Source organism: Psychrobacter cryohalolentis K5 (assembly GCF_000013905.1).
Taxonomy (GTDB): Bacteria; Pseudomonadota; Gammaproteobacteria; order Pseudomonadales; family Moraxellaceae; genus Psychrobacter; species Psychrobacter cryohalolentis.
Genome location: NC_007969.1, coordinates 2,069,891 through 2,090,355 on the forward strand (window position 1 = coordinate 2,069,891; position 20,465 = coordinate 2,090,355).

Annotated in this window: 11 protein-coding genes; 4 read left to right on the forward strand and 7 right to left on the reverse strand. The window is 42.6% G+C overall.

The window, feature by feature from the left end:
• Positions 1 to 107: 107 nt before the first annotated feature.
• The 5 genes from proB to PCRYO_RS08605 form a co-directional block, all read right to left on the reverse strand.
• A complete protein-coding gene (proB, locus tag PCRYO_RS08585; protein ID WP_011514007.1) occupies positions 108 to 1,280 on the reverse strand; it encodes a glutamate 5-kinase in 1,173 nt (390 codons plus the stop codon).
• 71 nt (positions 1,281 to 1,351) lie between these two features.
• Positions 1,352 to 2,569 carry an Obg family GTPase CgtA gene (gene cgtA / locus PCRYO_RS08590; protein WP_011514008.1) on the reverse strand — a complete coding sequence of 406 codons (1,218 nt, stop codon included), beginning with the start codon at positions 2,567 to 2,569 and terminating at the stop codon, positions 1,352 to 1,354.
• Between the two features lie 280 nt (positions 2,570 to 2,849).
• Positions 2,850 to 4,295, reverse strand: coding sequence for a glyceraldehyde-3-phosphate dehydrogenase (locus tag PCRYO_RS08595; protein ID WP_011514009.1), 1,446 nt, complete (start codon positions 4,293 to 4,295; stop codon positions 2,850 to 2,852).
• A 345-nt stretch (positions 4,296 to 4,640) separates the two neighbouring features.
• Entirely contained in the window at positions 4,641 to 5,747 is a 1,107-nt protein-coding gene (locus PCRYO_RS08600) for a lipocalin family protein (protein ID WP_011514010.1), read from the reverse strand.
• A 498-nt stretch (positions 5,748 to 6,245) separates the two neighbouring features.
• A complete protein-coding gene (locus PCRYO_RS08605; protein WP_011514011.1) occupies positions 6,246 to 7,328 on the reverse strand; it encodes an NUDIX domain-containing protein in 1,083 nt (360 codons plus the stop codon).
• 212 nt (positions 7,329 to 7,540) lie between these two features.
• Between PCRYO_RS08605 and hemP the strand changes: the two genes are divergently transcribed.
• A complete protein-coding gene (hemP, locus tag PCRYO_RS13100; RefSeq protein WP_020443783.1) occupies positions 7,541 to 7,705 on the forward strand; it encodes a hemin uptake protein HemP in 165 nt (54 codons plus the stop codon).
• A gap of 169 nt (positions 7,706 to 7,874) precedes the next feature.
• Here the strand turns inward: hemP and PCRYO_RS08610 are convergent, their stop codons facing one another.
• Both PCRYO_RS08610 and PCRYO_RS08615 read right to left on the reverse strand, forming a co-directional pair.
• On the reverse strand, positions 7,875 to 12,869 hold the full coding sequence (locus PCRYO_RS08610; protein WP_011514013.1) for a translocation/assembly module TamB domain-containing protein: 4,995 nt from the start codon (positions 12,867 to 12,869) through the stop codon (positions 7,875 to 7,877).
• Between the two features lie 77 nt (positions 12,870 to 12,946).
• Positions 12,947 to 16,327: an autotransporter assembly complex protein TamA gene (locus PCRYO_RS08615; protein ID WP_011514014.1), complete on the reverse strand. Its 3,381-nt coding sequence runs from the start codon at positions 16,325 to 16,327 to the stop codon at positions 12,947 to 12,949.
• 465 nt (positions 16,328 to 16,792) lie between these two features.
• Between PCRYO_RS08615 and PCRYO_RS08620 the strand changes: the two genes are divergently transcribed.
• The 3 genes from PCRYO_RS08620 (at position 16,793) to PCRYO_RS08630 (ending at position 20,361) form a co-directional block, all read left to right on the forward strand.
• Positions 16,793 to 18,133 carry an MFS transporter gene (locus tag PCRYO_RS08620; protein WP_011514015.1) on the forward strand — a complete coding sequence of 447 codons (1,341 nt, stop codon included), beginning with the start codon at positions 16,793 to 16,795 and terminating at the stop codon, positions 18,131 to 18,133.
• A 205-nt stretch (positions 18,134 to 18,338) separates the two neighbouring features.
• Positions 18,339 to 18,977 carry a 2-polyprenyl-3-methyl-6-methoxy-1,4-benzoquinone monooxygenase gene (gene coq7, locus PCRYO_RS08625; protein WP_041753559.1) on the forward strand — a complete coding sequence of 213 codons (639 nt, stop codon included), beginning with the start codon at positions 18,339 to 18,341 and terminating at the stop codon, positions 18,975 to 18,977.
• 235 nt (positions 18,978 to 19,212) lie between these two features.
• Entirely contained in the window at positions 19,213 to 20,361 is a 1,149-nt protein-coding gene (locus PCRYO_RS08630; protein ID WP_011514017.1) for a tetratricopeptide repeat protein, read from the forward strand.
• Positions 20,362 to 20,465 lie beyond the last annotated feature (104 nt).

Here is a 20,465-nt window from a genome sequence, read left to right on the forward strand (position 1 = left end):
ACTATATGTCACCAAAGCGCATATAACACTGGATAAATTACGTTAAATGAAAGAATAGCAAAGCGCTTATTATCAAGATATTTATAGCTCTATAGATATTAATTTTTTTACATCGTCAATGCTAAGTTATCACGGTGTACCATGACGACACGTTCTTCATTGTTACCAAGGATACGATCGAACTGCTCAGTACGCTCACGAGCAACGCGGCAGGCATCGCGAGAAGAAAAGTTGACTTGACCAACGGCGATACGCTCACCAGTATCCTGATGGACGATTTCGACCACATCGCCTTCATCAAAATCTCCACGAACTTCAGACACGCCAACTGGCAACAAGCTTTTTTGATGTTCGACCACCGCTTTTGCTGCACCTGCATCAACAATTAAAGAGCCCGACATACGCAAATGCGCGGCAAGCCACTGTTTGCGAGCAATGATTTTGTCTTGATCATTGGTGGTCAGCAAGGTACCAACTGCTTCGCCTGACACTACTCGAGTGATCACATCATCAATAGCGCCACTCACAATCACCGTCGGACAGCCACCCATAGCAGCAAGACGACCAGCACGAATTTTGGTTAACATACCACCACGACCCAACTTGCCACCATCACCTGCAATATCAAATAAATAATCAGCCATCGCACGCTCTTGACGGATCATTCTGGCATGAGGGTTGTTGCGTGGATTGTCAGTAAAGACACCTTCTTGATCAGTTAAGATAATGTACAAGTCGGCATTGACCATCGCCGCTGCCATCGCTCCTAGAGTATCGTTATCACCAAACTTAATCTCATCAATAGTAATGGTATCATTTTCATTAATGACCGGCAGCACACGCCATTCTAGTAGCTGCGTAAGCGCGCCAGTAGTATTAAGATAGCGACTACGGTTAGACAAATCATCATGCGTTAGCAGCAACTGTGAGCTTTGAATACCATATTGAATCAATGCTGACCACCAGGTTTCAATCAAACCCATCTGTCCGACAGATGCACAGGCTTGTAATGCCGCCAGTTTTTTAGGACGCTCCTCAAGATTCATACGCACCACCCCTTCAGCGACAGCACCTGAAGATACGAGCAGTACCTCTACGCCTTGCTTATGGAGTTGCGCGATCTGCTTTGCCCATTCGTAAATGGCAGTTCGATCAAGCCCTCGACCATTATTGGTCAATAACGATGAGCCAATCTTGACAATAACGCGCTGAATATCAAAGTTACGAGCTTGCTCAACAAACCTTGCTTCTTCTATCGTGTTCTCTATGCCAACTGCCATATAAACTCCTGTTGCTATGGTAAATTAATCATGGGGATACATCTAAAAAATATGTGCAAAGACCAATCAGATTAAGGGGCGTAAACCACTTCGACGCCATCATCATCGTCATCGCTATCATCAAAATCGTCATCCGACAAATCCGTACCTTCACGCGCCGCTTTACGAGCAGCACGATACGCTTCACGCTGGGCTTCAGTGTTTAGACGAACTTCTGCCTCTAAACGCTCAAATCGTGCTTTTTGTGCATCAGCAAAGATAGGATCTTCGATTTCACGTTCGCGTTCACGCTCAATCTCATTCATCAAGTGGTACTTGATAGCATCAACACCCTCACCTGTTAAGGTGGCGGTACGGAAAACAATACCTGTCCAGCCAAGCTCTGCCACAATATGGGTACAAAGCTCATTTAACTCTTCTTCAGGCACCTGATCGATTTTGTTTAATACCAAAATCTGTGGCAAATTGGCCAATTCAGGTGAAAAACGCTCAAGCTCATTTAAGATAACGCGAGCGTTTTCGACCGGGTCGCTGCCATCGATAGGCTTGATATCAACCAAGTGTAACAGACGACGCGTACGAGCGACATGCTTTAAAAAGCGAATACCAAGTCCAGCACCTTCTGAGGCACCTTCAATCAAACCTGGAATATCGGCCATAACAAAAGAGCGATGACGACCAATATCAACCACACCCAGATTAGGAACCAGCGTGGTAAATGGATAGTCAGCTACTTTTGGTCTAGCAGCAGAGACTTGGCGGATAAAGGTCGATTTTCCTGCGTTAGGTAAACCAATTAAGCCAACATCAGCCACTACTTTTAGCTCAAACTTAAGAACTTTTAGCTCACCTTCAAAACCTGACGTCGCTTTACGCGGCGCTTGGTTGGTAGAGCTTTTGAAATGGGTATTACCCAAACCACCATCGCCACCTTTGGCAATCAGTAAAGTCTGACCAATTTCAATCAAATCACCCAATACTTCATCTGTCTCGGTATCAACGACCGTCGTACCAATAGGCACTGGTAAGAAAAGGTCATCAGAGCCTTTGCCTGAACAGTTTCTACTATGACCGTTCTCAGCACGCATAGCGTCGTGGCGACGGGTATAACGATAGTCAACTAAGGTGTTGGTATTATCCTCTGCAATGACATAAACATCGCCGCCCTTGCCACCATCACCACCATCAGGACCACCGCGCGGGACATATTTTTCTCGGCGAAAACTGGCGATTCCGTTACCACCGTCACCTGCTTTTACCGTTACGACGGCTTCATCAATAAATCGCATCTTACTTTCCTTTATTTACACTCTAGTTTATAAGCTTAATGACAGTCATAGACTGCTTCTTTTGCCTATAGTTATCTTTTAAAAAAATGGCAGACTTTCGTCAATATTGCTCTACATCATTGCTTTATTTATGACAATAACACCCGATAACCAATCGGACTATCGGGTGCTGTAGATATTACCGCTAAAACCATATCCGTTTGTTTATATAACTAATGACCATCGCTCTGCTCTTTGAATCAAAGCATTATGACCGAGTCATTGCTGCTATACAAACGTATTAAGCTGGAATCTGCGCATAGCTGATACCTGCCATTTGCGTTGCCAAACGTAATACTTGCGTGCTATAACCAACTTCGTTGTCATACCAAATATAAACGATAGCATGATTATCCGTCAAAATAGTCGCTTGGGCATCAACGATACCTACATGTGTATCACCGACAAAATCCGTTGATACCGCTTCTGTAGAATCCGTGTAAGCAATTTGTGTTTGCCACTGGCTACTATTTGAAATTTTGCGCATAAACTCATTTAACGCATCAGCACTAGCTGGCGCAGTTTTAAGATTTAAATTCAAAATCGCTAAGCTAACGTTTGGTGTCGGTACACGGATGGCATTGCCCGTCAATTTACCACTCAGCTCTGGTAGCGCTTTCCCGACTGCCTTTGCTGCACCAGTACTGGTGATAACCATGTTCAATACCGCACTACGACCACGGCGATCTGCTTTATGATAATTATCAATTAAGTTCTGATCGTTAGTGAACGAGTGAATGGTTTCAACGTGACCATTTTCAATACCGTATGCGTCATTTAATACTTTTAATGTTGGGGTAATTGCGTTGGTCGTACAGCTCGCCGCACTAACGATAGTGTCATCGCCGACCGTATCGTTATTTACGCCATATACGACGTTTTTAATCTCGCCGCCAGCAGGTGCCGTTAATAGCACTTTTTTCACACCAGTCGATTGTAAATGCTTACCAAGACCAGCCTCATCTTTCCAGATACCCGTATTATCAATGACCAGTGCATCGTTAATACCATAAGCAGTATAATCAATCTCGCTTGGGTCTTTGGCATAGATAACTTGCACAAAGCGACCATTAATGATCAAACCATTGTTTTCATCATCAACAATCACGCCGCCTGCAAAACTACCGTGAATCGAATCGCGCTCTAGCAATGACGCACGCTTAGCCAAGTCGCCTGCTGCTGCGGGACGTACTACGATGGCTTTTAGCTGCATGCCCTTGGCACTTGACGCTTGCGATAACAATAAACGAGTTAGAATACGACCAATACGACCAAAACCATATAGCACCACATCCGCTGCGCCATTGATAGCCGCTTTAGTATTATCAACAGACTGTAATGCCGATTGAATATCACTGTCATTAGCGATTAGCTGACCAACATCAATACGTACAGCTGACAGATTTTTATTCTCTGCTAACACTTTAACCATCGCTAAAGTATCAGCGATATCAATCGCATGAGCACCTTGATCACGCAAAGCAACTTTTTGATGCAGCGCCAATATTTGACCCACAGAATTGCTATCTAGCGTATCACCGAATAAAGTCACTTGCACATCTTGCTCATTGTAGAGCTTGTTCAATAGCCCCATGAGCTCAATCGCTTGTTGCTCCTGGGTGTTATAGTTGCTCAAATGGTCTTGATGTAATTGGCGTAAGGTATCAGCGTTACTCACGAGAAACATCCTTATGGTCAGTATTGGGGAATCAGTAAAATAGGAAGAAATATTATTGAATAAGGTATATACAGTCTATGTACTCACTCAGATATGCTAACAGACGACTGCTGTCATCGATTATTATCATAGGAGTCTGTAGATAAGCTAGATTTTAGCTTAAAACGCCTTATTTTGCTAGTGATAACAAATTTGTATGAGTCACAAGCTATTTGATGACTACCGATTTAGCATAATAAAACGGGTTATTACGATAAAGGCAGCATATTATGCTGCCTTATTATCAATCCACTTAAACAATGATAAATACAAGAGCCATGATAAATAAAGGCAATATAAACCATTATCAGACTTTTATGGAATCAAATCCACCGTCTGCTTACTCTGCGACGTTAATTTAAATTCTTTCAAATCATAACCCTGTTGCTGGGCAATTTGACGGTATTTGGCATAAGTTTCTTGGCTTACGTTTGGCGAACGAGCCAGCAGCCATAAATACTTTTTATCAGGTGTACCAACCAGAGCAGTTTTATAATCTGGATCACGTGCCAATACCCAATAGTCAGCTCGCCCTACCGGTAACCAACGAATCCACGATGGCAAAAAGGTAACTTTTAGTTTGCTTCCTGTCGCATCAGCAGGTTTTGCTAAGCCTTCAGCAATAATGTTCGAGCCATCTTCAGCCTTACACTGATTGATAACTTTGATACCTGAACCATCAGTTTTTTCAACATAGTTAGCCGTCACATCGCTGGCACAGTTACGCTGAAAATACATCGGCAAACGACCGATCTCATACCAAGCACCAGCATATTTATTGAGATCAACGCTATCTACCGTAGTCGGTGTACTAGCAGATTTATGAATAATACTGCTAGGTTTAACCGTGAGCACCTCTGCCGTTACATTGGTCATGTGCTTGCTAGCAACCGCTTGAGTCATAGACGGTGTCGCTGCATAAGCAGAAAATGCTGCTAACGGTATGATAATAGCTAAGGCTATTCCAGTATGCTTAATAAGACCATTCATAAATATACGCTCTGGTATCTCTGCAACGCTTGCTGCGTTTTTAGGAGATATGATGTGAGGTGGCTCGACTATGGATTGCTCAAATTCTTTGAAGATACTTGTCTTAATACAACCAACTTCAGCTGTACTGGCGTTAAAGGTGCTGTTATCAATTAAATTAGAGTTAAGTACACTTACATGAGTTTTTTTGACACATTTATAATCAAAAAAGCTGGTTTGTTGTGACATATCTTGTGCCAGAGTTTCTAAATATTCTTTACTAAAACCTACATTATTATAGCTGGCGTCATTACTGGCACAGTCAATATTACCTGCTGGTGTTGCCTGATCTTTATTCATCTTATACTTAGGTAGCTGGTCAGTATGCGGTGATTGAGAACCAGCTGCCTCAGAATCAGACCATACTGACTTCGGTAACTTATTGGTTTTCATAGGGATACCATTTTATTAACAGTGATTATTAAGAGCGATCTATCTACTTATAGGCATTTATTCATACCATTGTTATTTATCAGAGCAGCACAAAATGATTTTCACCCACTGGCCCTACAACAAAAAATGAATGGAAGTTAAATTGGCTATTACTTTTAACATCATAGTCATTAATAGTCTTAACAATTAATAAGTCTATAAAAGCTTGATTTAGCGCCCTTCGATAATTAATGATTCATAGTAATGGCAAATCCCTAATCAAAACAGTGTGGCAATGTAGGAAAACGCAACGGTTTGTAAGTAATTCTGTTTATAAGATATGCGAAGTTACATTTTTATTAACCGATAAAGAATATTCAAATCAATTACTTATCTAGTGCCATTTTTCCTCTGAGAATTTTTTTATTTGACCTATCATAGTCTGGTTTTAGCGGTGTTCAAATGGCAGCTTAATGCCCAAAATTGTTATAAAAATGCGGTTAACCATAGTACCAAAAACTATTTTAAAAACTGGCGAATTCCAGCAACAGCAACGCCTCCATGTAGCACGGCTTGTTTATACATCATAGGCGATAGTCCACCTAAGCCGATAACTGGCATATCCGCTAAATTTGCTAAATTTGACCACGCCTCCCATCCTAATGCCGGTGTATCAGGATGGGTTTGGGTACACTCAACAGGTGCCAAGAAAATACCGATAACGGGTGGCAACTGCTGCTGTAATCGAATAGACGCCAGTTGATTGGCAGCATTAATACTATCTACATCATGGCAACTAACGATTAATGGCAAGCTTGTAGACAAGGCAGAGTACGACATGGGCTCCTTAGCTACTCCGCTTGACCATTGCATAAGCTGTGTCTGTGTTAAATGACTTGCTATTATTTGATTATTTGCTTCTACATTGTCTGCTTTGTCCATATCTAAGTGGTCAGGAGTAATCGCTTGAATATCAGTACGTAGTTGTAATAGCTGCTTGATACTGTTTTCTGTCCCTGCTGCTTTTGTCCGCATATAAACCCAAGCACCAGCCGTTATATGCTCATGATGATACTGTAACCATGCTGCTATAGGATTAGAGGCAGCATCAAAATGCGATAATGGATAAGTAACTGTGATCTGCATAGGCAACTGTAACCACGCAAGGATTGTCTTATTAGCAGCGGGTAAATCATAATGCCCTGCCAGCAGCTCTGCCTCCTCTACCCATGTTAGCTTTTGACCTTCTAGACCATAGCTTAGGTTTTTATATTGCGCATATTGTTGTGCAGTCACTTCAATACGGTAAACTTGTAAGCAGACCTGCTTATCACCATAATCATGATGCAATCGACCGAGTTTAACTGCCGTATTATTAGCAATATTGATACCTGTCTCTTCAGCAACTTCTCGTATCAGCCCTTGTTTTGCTGTTTCATGAGCGTCTATCTTTCCGCCTACAAACTCATAACGGTTGCCTTGGTGCTGAGAAGCCGCTCTAAATCCTAGTAGATACTGATTTTGATAATGAATAACGGCAACCGCTACATTGACTGTCGTTATTGAAGTGTTTGTTAGAGAGTTACTTTGTTTGACTGTCATTCTATTTTCCTTTAATGCTACTAAGATTGATGGCTAAGATTGTTTAAATAAAAAAACGGTTAGATAAGTTTACATAATCGCTGTTATTTATTTTATAAATTTGCTTGCAAAATTATTCAATCTAAATGATAATTATTATCGTTAATAAATTATATTCTATTAGTATTTATTGTTTTGAATATTTGCTACTTTGCTATCAAAAGGAATTTACCATGAGTCTTGTTATCTCTCGTCATTTGAACTTCCGTGAAAACCGTCTGCCTACTTTGCAATCACAGCACTTGTTTGCTTTGACCAAGGAGGTACGTATTGAACATGAAGGCGAAGAATATCGCCTACGCTTAACGCGTAATAATCGATTAATTTTAACCAAATAAATTCTCTTAATGCTCATAAAAAAACGCCTTTTTATAAAGGCGTTTTTTATTTGATCAAATAGTAATGATAGATTACTTTATAAGCCGTCACTTCCGGTCAACTAATCTGCCCAGCTGCCCATCTATTAAAATCACAGCAAATATGAGGGTAGATATCTAAGTACAACCTTTAGAACTGCCAACTATAAACCACATCCACGGCATTTTCTGCTGCTGACGTTGCCTCTACATAGATACGGCGGGTCAACTGGTAACGTATCGACAAGCTGTTCTGCGCATTGAAAACGCCCACACCATAGCGGATATATAAGTCAGGGGTCACATAACCGGTGACATTGACATTGGTATCTTCACTGCTGCCTGAAGCATCAACCGTTAAGCTTTGGAAGCCAAACGCTTGACCGATTTGATTGGTCAAATTACGTGTACCGCTCAGCCCAAAGCTCAGCCCAGCGGCCGCTAAGTTATTGGTGACTTGAGATTTAAAGCCTTGCTCACTGATTTGAGTAGCACTCTGATTATTAATACGACCCGTGACCAAGGCATTCATCGCTTGCTGCTGCGTAAGCCCGGCATTATTGAAAACGATGATATTAGGGCTTTCAGTATTACCTTTGACACGGACACCGACTGTTTTACCACTGATATTTTTGACCGCTTCGATACTTAAACTCGGTTTCATCACATCGCCGTTGAAGCGCACTTGACCATAGTTAAGCTCTAGGTTTTGCCCAAAAGCATTAATATTGGTACGACGTGAGACCTGTACCACCCCTTTTGCACGCATGATGCCTGTACCGCTTTGCGTGACATGAATGGCACCTGCTAGAGGAATCACGGCACCAAAACCACGGAAGTTGATGTCATTACCCAAATCGATACCGATATCAGCATTGATTGACCAAGGTTTTGAGATAGCTAAAACCTCATCAATATTGCCGATAAGACGACGATCAAGTACGACAGCGTCTTCGGTCTGAGTAATAATATCTTCACTGGCCTCTGGCGGACGAATGGTCGCTGATGGCACACTGACTGCCCCAGTGATATTGACGTAGCGATCGGAAGGACGCACGATAATATCGATATCAGGATCAACACTCGCCACCAATAATGGCGGCTGGGTCAATATCAAACCTTTACCATCTATACTCAGCTTAGCCTGTAGCTTTTGCTGCCAATTGACAGTACCAGCAACCGTCCCTTTCCCTGTACCACTATTGAACCTACCATCGATCGTTGCTTGAGTACCACGGATTTTGGCAGTGGCATTCACTTTGGTCAAATTGACCGGCAAATCAAGCATCGCCATGCGACCATTGGCCAATTTCACATCGCCATAAAACTGTGGCTTATCCAGTGTGCCACCCAAACCGCCTGCCATAGTGATGTTACCTTCGAGCACGCGCATACCAGGGAAGAAAGGTTTAAAAATAGCCAAATTAAGCTCATTGAGCACCAACGCACCTGATATAGGTTTGGGCGTCTTATATGGATCGACGATCACTTCTGCATAACCACGAGCACCATCACCCGTATTGATATCTGAGCGTATTTTTAGACCATTTGGTACAGACACCGCAATGAGCGAGATGCGCTTGTAAGGTAAGGTGACAGGCAAGCTATCACCATCTTGAATCAAGCCAATTTTACCGTTGTCAGAATACAGCGTGGTATTAATCGTTGGTGGACGACCACGTTGCCAGCCAACAATCGCTTTGCCGTTAATCTTGCCATGCCAATCGATATCTTTCGGTAAAAATGCTGAAAATAGTGAGGTATCTAGTTTTTGTATCGCCAAATCAACTTGACCACCAGCGGCTGAAGCAATAAGGTTTTCACGTAAACACAATTTACCTGTTTGATCAGTCGCCTGCCAACAATGTGCCGCCAGCTGTACTTTTAGCTCTGTGCTATTTTTACCTTGCTTCTTAGGCAAATTAACAATCAGCTGCGCTGGCTGCAATTGGTTTAAGGTTGCATATTTGGACTTAACTTGACCCTTGCCAATAACACCTGACCAGCTGAGCTTATCTCGATTAAAGCCACCCTTAAGCCTTGCTGAGATACTGAGCTTCTCATTAAGCAGATCAAAATCAACTACGTGAGCTTGTTCAGTACCATTAAAGGTTGCATTAAAGTTTTTAAAATTTTGCCCCGCCGCTTCTAACCCTTCGGCAGTGATAATAAACTGGCTTGGACTGTTTGCCAAGTTAACCAGTTTACCGCGTATACGACCTTGACGTAATATAAAGCCTGGTAGCGTAATACGCTCACCAACCAAATCAACATAGATAGTCGGCAATGCTTGTCCTGCTGGCTGTGACAAGGTAGCACCGCCAGAGACTTTACCACCAAGCTTGTCTGAGAGCTGATCAAGGCTTGTGATATTGATTTTGGCTTGTAGCTGTTTGGCATTACCATTGGCGGTGATGTAATTATTACCCCAACGCAGTACTAAATTATTGGCATTTAAGCTTTCGATCAAAGCGTTCACTTGCTTATATTGTGCCTGCGCATCTTGCTTCTGCAAACGTTGAAAATAGCTTGCCAAATCTTTTGGTAGATGTAGTTTGGCTGTCAAGCTGCCTTTGGCGCTAAGTGGTTGACCCTTTAGCATCCCATTCAAATTCACTTGCTTGATATTAATCGTCTGTTGGGTATCGCCCCAACGTCCACTGGTATCAATAGTGCCGGTAATCGTACTCGGTATGTCCTTGAAGAAATAACCCAAATTAAAACGATCCATGACTGCATCAATATCCCAAGCAAGACCTTGGCGCACATCAACGGTGCCTTTAGCATCAATACTGCCTGCTGCGCCCACATGTCGGAAACGCTTGATGCGAATGAGCTGTGCATTACCACTGGCATCAATAGTCAGTTTACCTGCTGGCAATTGCTCAGCGTCTAAGACACCATCAAAGTTTACAACGAAGTTTTTCAGTACGCCTTTTGCCTTAGCATTATTCTTTGGCGGACTTTGCCACTCGCCAGTGGTTTTTAAATCACCAGTAATAATGGCGGCATTATTGGGCAAGAAATAACCCAAATTAAACTTATCAAAGCGCCCATCTAGCGTCCAGCCGATATTCTTTCTTAGGTCGATGACACCTTTGGCTTTGACCGCACCTGCTTCGCCATTATAATTTAACTTGCGAACACTGATCAGATTTGGCGTACCAGCGGCATCGATTGATAAACGACCTTTTGGTACATCAGCCGTGTCAATTTGACCATCAAAACGCGCATCAAAGACCGATAGCTTACCGCCGATAATATCAACACTGGCATCGCCGCCGCCAGTAATGCCGATAGCACGACCTTTTTGCGTGGCATCCAACTGCGCCTGCAAAGCGGTATTATTGAAACTAATAATATGCCGCTGACCTTTGACACGGTTTTTAGTGATATTCAGCAATCGTCCGCGGGCACTGATACGTCCAGTTAGGCGCTCAAGCGGTATATCACTGCGGTATTGCTTGGGCAATAAGCCATTAGTACGTGCATCAATCTGCCAAGTAAGCGGACGTTTTTTAGTGGCTAATTGAATCTGACCTGTCCCTGATAAATCTCCCACCACCCCTTTATAGTTTAGGCGGTTGATATCAATGATATTGCCAGCCTTACGAAGCCTGACATCGTAATTACCTTTAGGCGCTGCATTCAGCTCATTAATAATGGCTGTGCCATCGACAGAAAGATTTGAGCCGCGAACAATCACCTTTGCTTGCCCACTAGGGCTATTGATGTTGCCAATATTAGGGATATTTTTACGCACAAGGTTCTGCCATTTTGCATCAATATACAAAGGGGCGACTTGTTTAGATTTGACTGAGGTTTTTCCACGGACAATATTGGCATTGACTTGCTCGCCATCACGCTGACGTAATGCGGCATCCATTTCCATATTACCGGCAGTATTTTTATGCTGATAATGAACGGATAATCGACCATTTAACTTTTGCGGGGCATATACTTTAAAGTCCGCATATTGTTTAGGAATGACACGACGTACATCAAAATTACTGCCGCTCGCTCTTATCTTTGCATCAAAGCTGCTGTTCCAATCCAAGATACCTTGCAATATCAAGTTGCCAGCAGCCACATCTGCATCTAGGCGATCAACACGTAGCTGACGATTGGCAAGAATAGCGCGTCCTTGGTAATGTCCTGAAGGAATGTCTTTAGCGGTCAATTCAGTGTTGATACGTAGGCGTATCTCTGAGATCACACCTGATGCGGTCGCGATGCCACTCTTTAAGTGAATATTTTGACTGTCCGCATAAGGAACCAGAATGTCATCCCATTCAAGTTTTGCTTGAAACGGTGCATCAGGATCCAATCCCTGCACTACAAAGTCGCCACTAACCGCACTATCATTGTAGCGGCTACTAACCTTGCCAACGGTGCGCTTTAACGTACCTGTTGCGGTGATATTCAAGGGATCAATATAGGCTTTTTCTAAAGCACTGACCTCTACAATGGCACTCAAATCTAAAGGATAGTCGCCTTGCAAATCGGCATGACCCTCTAATGCACTGACTTTAACAATATCGCCATATTGCAAACTACCGCGACCAACCGTCACCATACTGCCAACCCACGTCAAATCGCGGGCTTCAATATCATGCACAACAATGGGGTCACGAGTTACTTGCTTATAAATGATGGTTTTTACTTTTGCATAATCAAAACGTAGATTAACCGGTAAGCTTAAGGTTCTATAATCGAATGCCTCACCTGTTGGTGGTTTTTTATTGATAATTTCAATGGTTTGTATATCCGCATCACGCAAATGTACTTCTTTGGCAAAGACGGCGCGCCAGCCTATTTTAACGTAAGCTTTATCTACCAATATCTCAAGATCTTCATTGGCAACAATATCGATATCAGTGAGCCATAGACCTTCGCGCAGATTGCCGCTACCGTATTTGAACTCAATACCGGTTTCTGCACTGATTTTCTCTAAGATAAACTTAGTGCCTGACTCAGTACCCGCCGCATATAAGAAGATAGCAAACATAATTGCTAGCACGATAAGAATCAGTACCAGCAATTTGAGCACAAAAGACAACGGATACCAACGTCTTACGGCGCGGGCATCTCGTTGTGCTGGATCTTCATCTAATGGCTTATTAGGCAGGGTATTTTTGGTCGACATGACACTCAACTACGTTAAAGAATGATTACCAGCAATCGCTAGAATAATAAAAAGACAACGGTTTTGTTTATATACTTTTATAAAGGAGAGCCAATAAACAGATGCAATCTCACTGGAATACTCTCTTCTGTCACACCAGCTGCAACATCGACGCGCACCACGCCAACAGGCGACGCCCAGCGGATACCAACGCCGACACCAACTTTGGTATCTGTCTCAAAATCTTTGTCATAAGCATTACCAATGTCAGTAAAAACAGCACCGCGAAAGCCGGGTTTAAACTCATAGTTATATTCTGCACTACCAACCGCGAGGATTTGTCCACCGGTCAGATAGCCTTTATCTAGTGGCGATAAGCTTTCATAGTCATAACCACGGATACTTTGGTCACCACCAGCAAAGAAGCGCAGCTTATAAGGCACCTCATCAAAGTCATCTGCCCAAATATAACCAGTATTGATACTGCCAAGCACTTGATGCTTGTCATCAGCACCAAAGCTATAAATACCGCTGACGCCAGCGCGAGCAATTGCTAGATTGGTATCGCTAAGCGCTTTATCAGCACCCGCTTCAATCGAATAGTATTGGCGGATACCGCTAGTGGGATTGGTGACACTATCTACATCTGTCTTACTGATGCCATAACCAAGTAATAATGCTTGCTGTCTAGGCTGTGAAGACGTAAAGCGAATAGGAAGATCGTTTAACTGCGCTTCATCATCAATACCCGTTTCTAACTCATCTAAACGGTAGCGCAGGGAGTAGCTGCGATTCCACCCCGTTTCACGGCGGATATTACGCGCTAGCGACCCTTTGAGTGTTTTGGTAGATAAATCAAAATTGCCTTCACCTTGATTAATCGCTTCTTCTTCATAAGTTAAACTTGCTTCAAGCTTGTCATTCAAAGGGTGTTTCCAAGGCCTGCTAGCATAGACACCGACATTTTTAGTAATTCTCGAAACTTCTGTCTCAAGTCCTGCCTGATAGCCTTTACGATTGAGTAGATTATAATCTATTTTCGCGGTTGCGCGGACACCCGTATCGGTACCATAACCAATACCCACCTGAGCATCGCGCGGTTTATTCGCCGCCACAAACACGTATAGCGGTACTTTCTTACTCTCTAACACTTCTTGCGGTGTTTTACGCCCTGCCAATGTTGGTGGTACGAAGTTCTCATCCGCCAATATACTTTTCTCATCCGGGAATATCTTTTGTGCAATGTCGCTGATAGCATCACTAATTTTACCCAAAATACTGTTTGAATCTTGGTCTTTTTCATCCAATACCCGATCATTTGGCAGACTGCTTAAGCGTTCTGCTTTTTGCTTAATCGCCTGAAGCTTCTCAAGCGTCTCTTCATCGGCTTCAAATTCGATAGCAGCAATGTCAGCCGCATTTACTTTCTCTCCGCTATTGGCATAAAGCTCGCCGTCATTACTAACACCTTCTATTTGGCGCGCATTAACATCGGAAGCATTGTTTACTTCGTCATCCATTGTTTCAATAAAATTATCTACATTTGGTGAGTTATCAAAGGCCAAAGTAGCACTTTGTGTGCGCTCATCTGGCGGCAAAATCGACTCAACGTTGATAGTATTAAAATAACGGGTCGCCGATAAATCATTACTGAATTTGGTGACAGCGGGACGATAAAAAGGATCGCCTTCTTTAAAGTCGAATAACTGCCTTAACAGTGACAATTCAACGGGCAGTTTTGCAGGATCACGGGTCAGTGTCCCTGATTCTCTATCATAAGTAAAAAATACCACTTCATCAAACTCATAGCGATCGCCAGTATTGTAAACCAGTGAAACATCTGCTGTGTTATCAGGCAAGATAATATCGACGGATTTATTTAACCAATATTGATCAAAGTAACCGTAAGTATTACTGAGCGACTCAAGGGCAGATTTACTGTCTTTATAGACGCGGTGGTTAAAGATATCGCCTTCTTTTGGTGGCAGATTTTTTTCAAGCTCAGCGAACTCTTTTTGCTCACTGCCTGCACCGCGAATGTCGACAATCCGGCTATCGACACGTACGGGCTCACCCAGCTTTTCAATAATGACATCGATCGTGTCTGTATAAGGCTGGCTTAGACGCAAAGTCACATCATAGTAACCAACTGCTTTTGCAGCATCTAATGCGGTTTGGCGTAAACGCGGTAAAGCTGCTGTAAAGTCAACGACAGACTGCACAGTGGTATCATCAAGCGCCGCCTTGATATTCTTAATAGGCTGCACATTGTCATCAGCTTTGACTAGTATCGGCTTGGTATTGACAGCATTGCTATTGTTAGCTGCGACTTGTTGTAAGTAAATCGTAGTATCTACGTGTGGTAGCGCCAGTGAGCCTGAATTAAACAATCGATTATAGAGACGCTTGACAATATTGCCTTTATTGCGCGCCATTGGACTCGGCGTTTTGGCTTGCTCGATACTTTCGCTAACGGCTTCGGTATCGTTTTGATAATCTGGCAAATAGTCATCAGGATTGATCGAGTTTTCTGTATTTTTTGATTGATTGACGTTGGCTAAAATATCGTTATCCATCACTTCAATGGCATTACCACTGCTGACAGCATCGCTAACCATAATAGGACGCGCCATGATCTCTGCAGTCTCAGCTCGCTCAGCAATGCTTTCATTGATGCCTAATGTGTCTAAATTACTGGGTGTCGGCAGATTGGTCGCGTCTAATTCCACATCCAGCCCAATCGGCGGCGTACGATCGTCTAAAGTGGCGACAGGCGCATCAAAACCCCTATTATTACTAGTGCCAATATTACTAGTGCCGATCCTATCGATATCTTGCGCGTTTTGTCTATCCATCGCCGCAAGCTCACGATCAATCTCTTCAGGCGTCATCATCTGATAGCCCTGCTGCTGTATCGCTGCTGCTTGCTGCTCTAGATCTTGATTTGTATCAAAATTTTGCGCATCATCGAAATCATTATTAAAGCTATTGGCATTTTCTGGAGTAACATTACTGTTAGTCTTGCCAGCTGAATTTTTCGCGTTTGGATTCTTAATACCTAGCGTTTGCTCACTATAGTCATCCAATACAGATTGCTCAATAATACCTTGCTCAACCGCTTTTTTTAGGCGCAGTGCATCTAGCGCCATATCCAGCTGACGGTCATCATCAGAAATCGCCGCTTTGGGGGTTTTTGGTGACGCTGCTGTAGCAGTTTTTGCTGTTATCTGGCTGCTTATAGCGCTATTATTTGAATCAGTAGTAGCGGCAAAAGCTGCAGGGGCAAGACTACAGCCAAAACCGACCAAGCTGGTGGTCAATGCACTAAAAAGCGCTGTGCGGGTAAAATAAAGACGCGGAGTGTCGTTAGCACTAATAGTAGCACTAGATTTGATTGAGCTATTTTGGCAACCTAAGAGGTCAGGCAACTTAACAGGTACGTTATGCACTGGCGTTGAAGGCTGATGTTTCATATTCATTCCTATTCCCTCACGCAGTGCAAGGTTGCTGACGCTGACGACTATTAAGTCTTGGCGGTAAATACAGTGATGACAACAATTATAATGAGCTAAAACAATTTTTTAACTTGCAGCTTTACTTTTTGTCTGACGATTTAGCCTACGATTGAAGCATTAACATGTAATTAGTATATAAAAAATTACTTACATCAGACCATTTAAGCATCGTCAAACCTTTGCTATTAGTCACTCTATTAGGATTTAGTCGGCTAAAATTTACAAATCATAACTTAGTTAATTATTAAATCATAGCATTGGACGTATGTATTTTTGCCAAAGCCTTGCTATTATACGGCTTAACATTGATAAAACCTATGCCATATTTAGTTAAGTTTTTGATAGCGTTGATAATTACCCTAGTATTAATGACTATCTTCTCCGTCTTGCTTCACTTTTATTTGTCTTGACCCATTTGTAGGAATTTTCATGGCCAATCAGTTTCAGTTATTTAAGCGTCGCCGTTTTAGCGCCATGTTTTTTACCCAATTTTTGGGAGCGCTTAATGACAATATTTTTAAGCAAGCGCTGATATTAGTTCTGACCTACACGGCGGCGAGCCAGCTTGGCGTTGAGGTTAGTATTTTAAATAACTTGGCAGCCATGTTATTTATTTTGCCGTATTTTCTATTTTCAGCGCTGGCAGGGCAAATCGCTGACAAGTTTGAAAAGTCTAAATTGACCCGCTTAACTAAGCTGCTTGAGCTATCCATTATGGTGATTGCGGCAGTGGGCTTTGTATTTGAGTGGTATGCACTCTTATTTGTCTCGTTATTTTTGATGGGCACACAATCTACCTTTTTTGGGCCTATCAAATATGCCTACTTGCCACAAGCGATGCAAGAAAATGAATTGGTCGGTGCCAATGGTCTGTTTCAAATGGGTACGTCATTAGCGATATTACTTGGTATGATTATCGCTGGCGTCTTAACCCAAGTGCCACAGCCGCTCTATTGGATTAGTCTAACTGTATTAGTCGTTGCGATATTAGGTTATTTCGCCGCCCGATCTATACCCACCATGCCAGCGATGCAGCCTGATTTAAAGATTAATTGGAATATCTTTACCACCAGTGTGTCAACGGTACGTTATTTATATTCCTTACGGTTTTTGTTCTTCGTTATCTTGGGCAACAGCTGGTTTTGGTTTTATGGCGCGACTTTTTTGACCCAAACACCTGAATTCAGCAAAGTCATTCTTCATGGCGATGAATCAGTGGTAATTTTCCTGCTGACTTTATTTTCAGTTGGGGTCTCTATCGGCTCATTATTATGCAAAAGGCTTACCAAGAATCAGGTCAGCTTACGTTTATTACCCTTTGGTATCGCTGGTTTGAGTATCTTTGCTATCGACTTGTATTTTTCGCTATCAGGATTGTCGATTGATGTGAGTAGCGAGACCTTAATCGGAGTGAGCGGATTATTTGCTATTTCTGGTAGCTGGCGTGTGTTTGTCGATTTATTCTTTTTGGGCTTTAGTGGCGGCTTATATATCGTCCCGTTATATGCGTCTATGCAGGCGTATGCACCCAAAAGCCATCGTGCACGCATCGTTGGTGCCAATAACATATTTAATGCCATATTTATGGTTGGCTCAGCGATTTTTTCTATCGTGGTATTAAATAGCTTAGGTATGTCACTACCGCAGTTATTCCTTGTTACAGGCTTGCTTAATATTGCCTTTGGGGTATTTTTATATACCAAGCTAAATAAACATATCAAACATGCCAGCATACAAACTCATGATGATCAGCTAAACAGACATGATTAAAGGGTTTGATAATTTGAATCAACAGCATTAATGACAGCTGCCGTTATAAATCGATTGCTGAACGCCTCATTATTATGATGCTGACCATTGATGTTGTTTGCTATAGTAAGCGCTAAGATTGAGTAGTAGTCGCTGCAACGCTTTAAAAAACCCATAGCAACACGTTATTCATAATAAATAATGCCATCAGGAGTGAATCATGGCTTTGCGTTCCTTATCTAAAATCGATCAATTACTGCTTGGGGTAGACAAGGCATTGCGAGCGGTCGTACCGCATTCCAATCCGAGTACTCGCCCTCTACCTGTGAGTAGTGATGAGATTCCTGAGCTGAGTATTACAGAATCGCGGCACGTTGCAGGGCTGATGCGTATCAATCATACCGGAGAAGTATGTGCGCAAGGGCTGTATCATGGGCAAGCATTTACGGCAAAAGATAATAGTGTCAAACGAGCCATGCAGCAATCTGCCGAAGAAGAAGTCGACCATCTGGTCTGGTGTGAGACGCGTCTAAGCGAGCTTGGTAGTCATCCAAGTGTGTTTACACCTTTATGGTATGGCATGTCTTTTGGTCTCGGCGCAGTAGCAGGTGCCATTTCTAACGAGTTTAGCTTGGGGTTTGTCGCTGAAACAGAAGCACAAGTTAGCGAACATCTGCAAGATCATATTGGACAATTACCACCGCAAGATCAGCGCTCAAAAGAGATATTGGCACAAATGGATAGCGAGGAATTACATCATCGTGAGTTGGCACTTGCCAATGGTGGCGCTGCATTGTCGCCACTCATGCGTCATACCATGCGCTGGATGGCAAACCGCATGAAAGCCACGGCTTATCATTTTTGATTGATTTACTTTGACAAACACAGGGCAGCAAAAAATGCCTCAGTAATGACTTTTAACACTCCTACTACTGTTCGTATTGAGATTAATTTGCTAGGGTATAAAAAACTGTACGATTTTGCCATAACTATATGAGTACAACGTCAATGTCTAGCAGATATCAAGCAGCTATTAAGCAATGGATTTATCAATAACGACCAAATAGACAAAACAACGATTAAATAAGGTAACTATCTTTATGAACGCCATCAGTCAACCGACCCACTCTCAAAGATCGCCTAAGTTTGCGACTTTAACCGCATTGGCCGCAGCTTGTGCCATGATGTTATCTGCGCCTGTGAATGCTGCCGAAATTGATGCTTCAGCGACTGCAACTACTTCTGTACCGAGCGCGATTGACTCAAGCAAACGAGTGATTCGTCTTGCTAGACCTAATGCAGCTGTCGGTGCTACTCAGGCAGCAATCACTGTTCAACCAGAAGTGGCAACAAGTACTGCAGCACAAGTGAGTGCTCAAGCAAATATCAATACGAATCAACAAAGCAGTGCCCAAGTTACTAATACTCAAATAAACAATACACAGCCCACTCGTGCGCTTCAAAATACTATCCAAAATCAAGCCATCCAAACCAATCAGAATACTGAGCTTACAGGGACGACACGGGTTTATGAGCGTGGACCGATGGTTGCAACGGGTATCGATTTACGTGGTGGTCAGCTGTCAAACATTCCAACGCCGCAAGTGCAACTTTCAGACATCAGCTTTGTACCTACCATCTTGATAGCGCAGCAAACCGGTCTTGGTACAGACAAATTGGATGTCAGTCTACTCGATGATTTTATTAAAGACACATCACCATATGCACGCCATTATCCACCAAACTTCCCTAACCGCACCCAGCGTCATTACGCTCGTGAAAAAATCAAAGTACTAACTGACTGGATTGAACCTTATGCCAAATCGCCTAAGGCTTCTTACGATGTTTTACTGCGTGCTGCTAAGCTCAATGGTATGGGACGTAACTTAGACTTAGGGTCAGAATATACGGTACGTGGTGGGCAATATATTGACCGTGCCATCAAAATCAAACCAGATAGCGGCGAAGCCAACTTTATATATGGCATGATGCTCTCAGAAGGCGGTGGTTTTAAAGAAGGTCAAAAGTATCTTGATCAAGCGGTTAGCTTAGGTTATACCGAAGCAGAGCAAAGCTTGGCACAATCGGATGTTTTGAGTGATCGCCGTGAAAAAGCGCTAGAGCGTTTGCGTCGTTTAGAGCAGAAAGTCCCAGACAATACGGTTATCCGTCAGCAAATCAAGCTGATCGAAGACGGTAAGTTTTATATTTGGGATATACCAGCATCAAATATAAAACCAAATATGTAAATCAAAACCTTATAAAGATGATGTATGACAAATACGTCATCAATGTTAGATAAAAATAGTTAAAAATTAAAAATCTAGCGTCTTTTTTTATATTGAGAAATTAA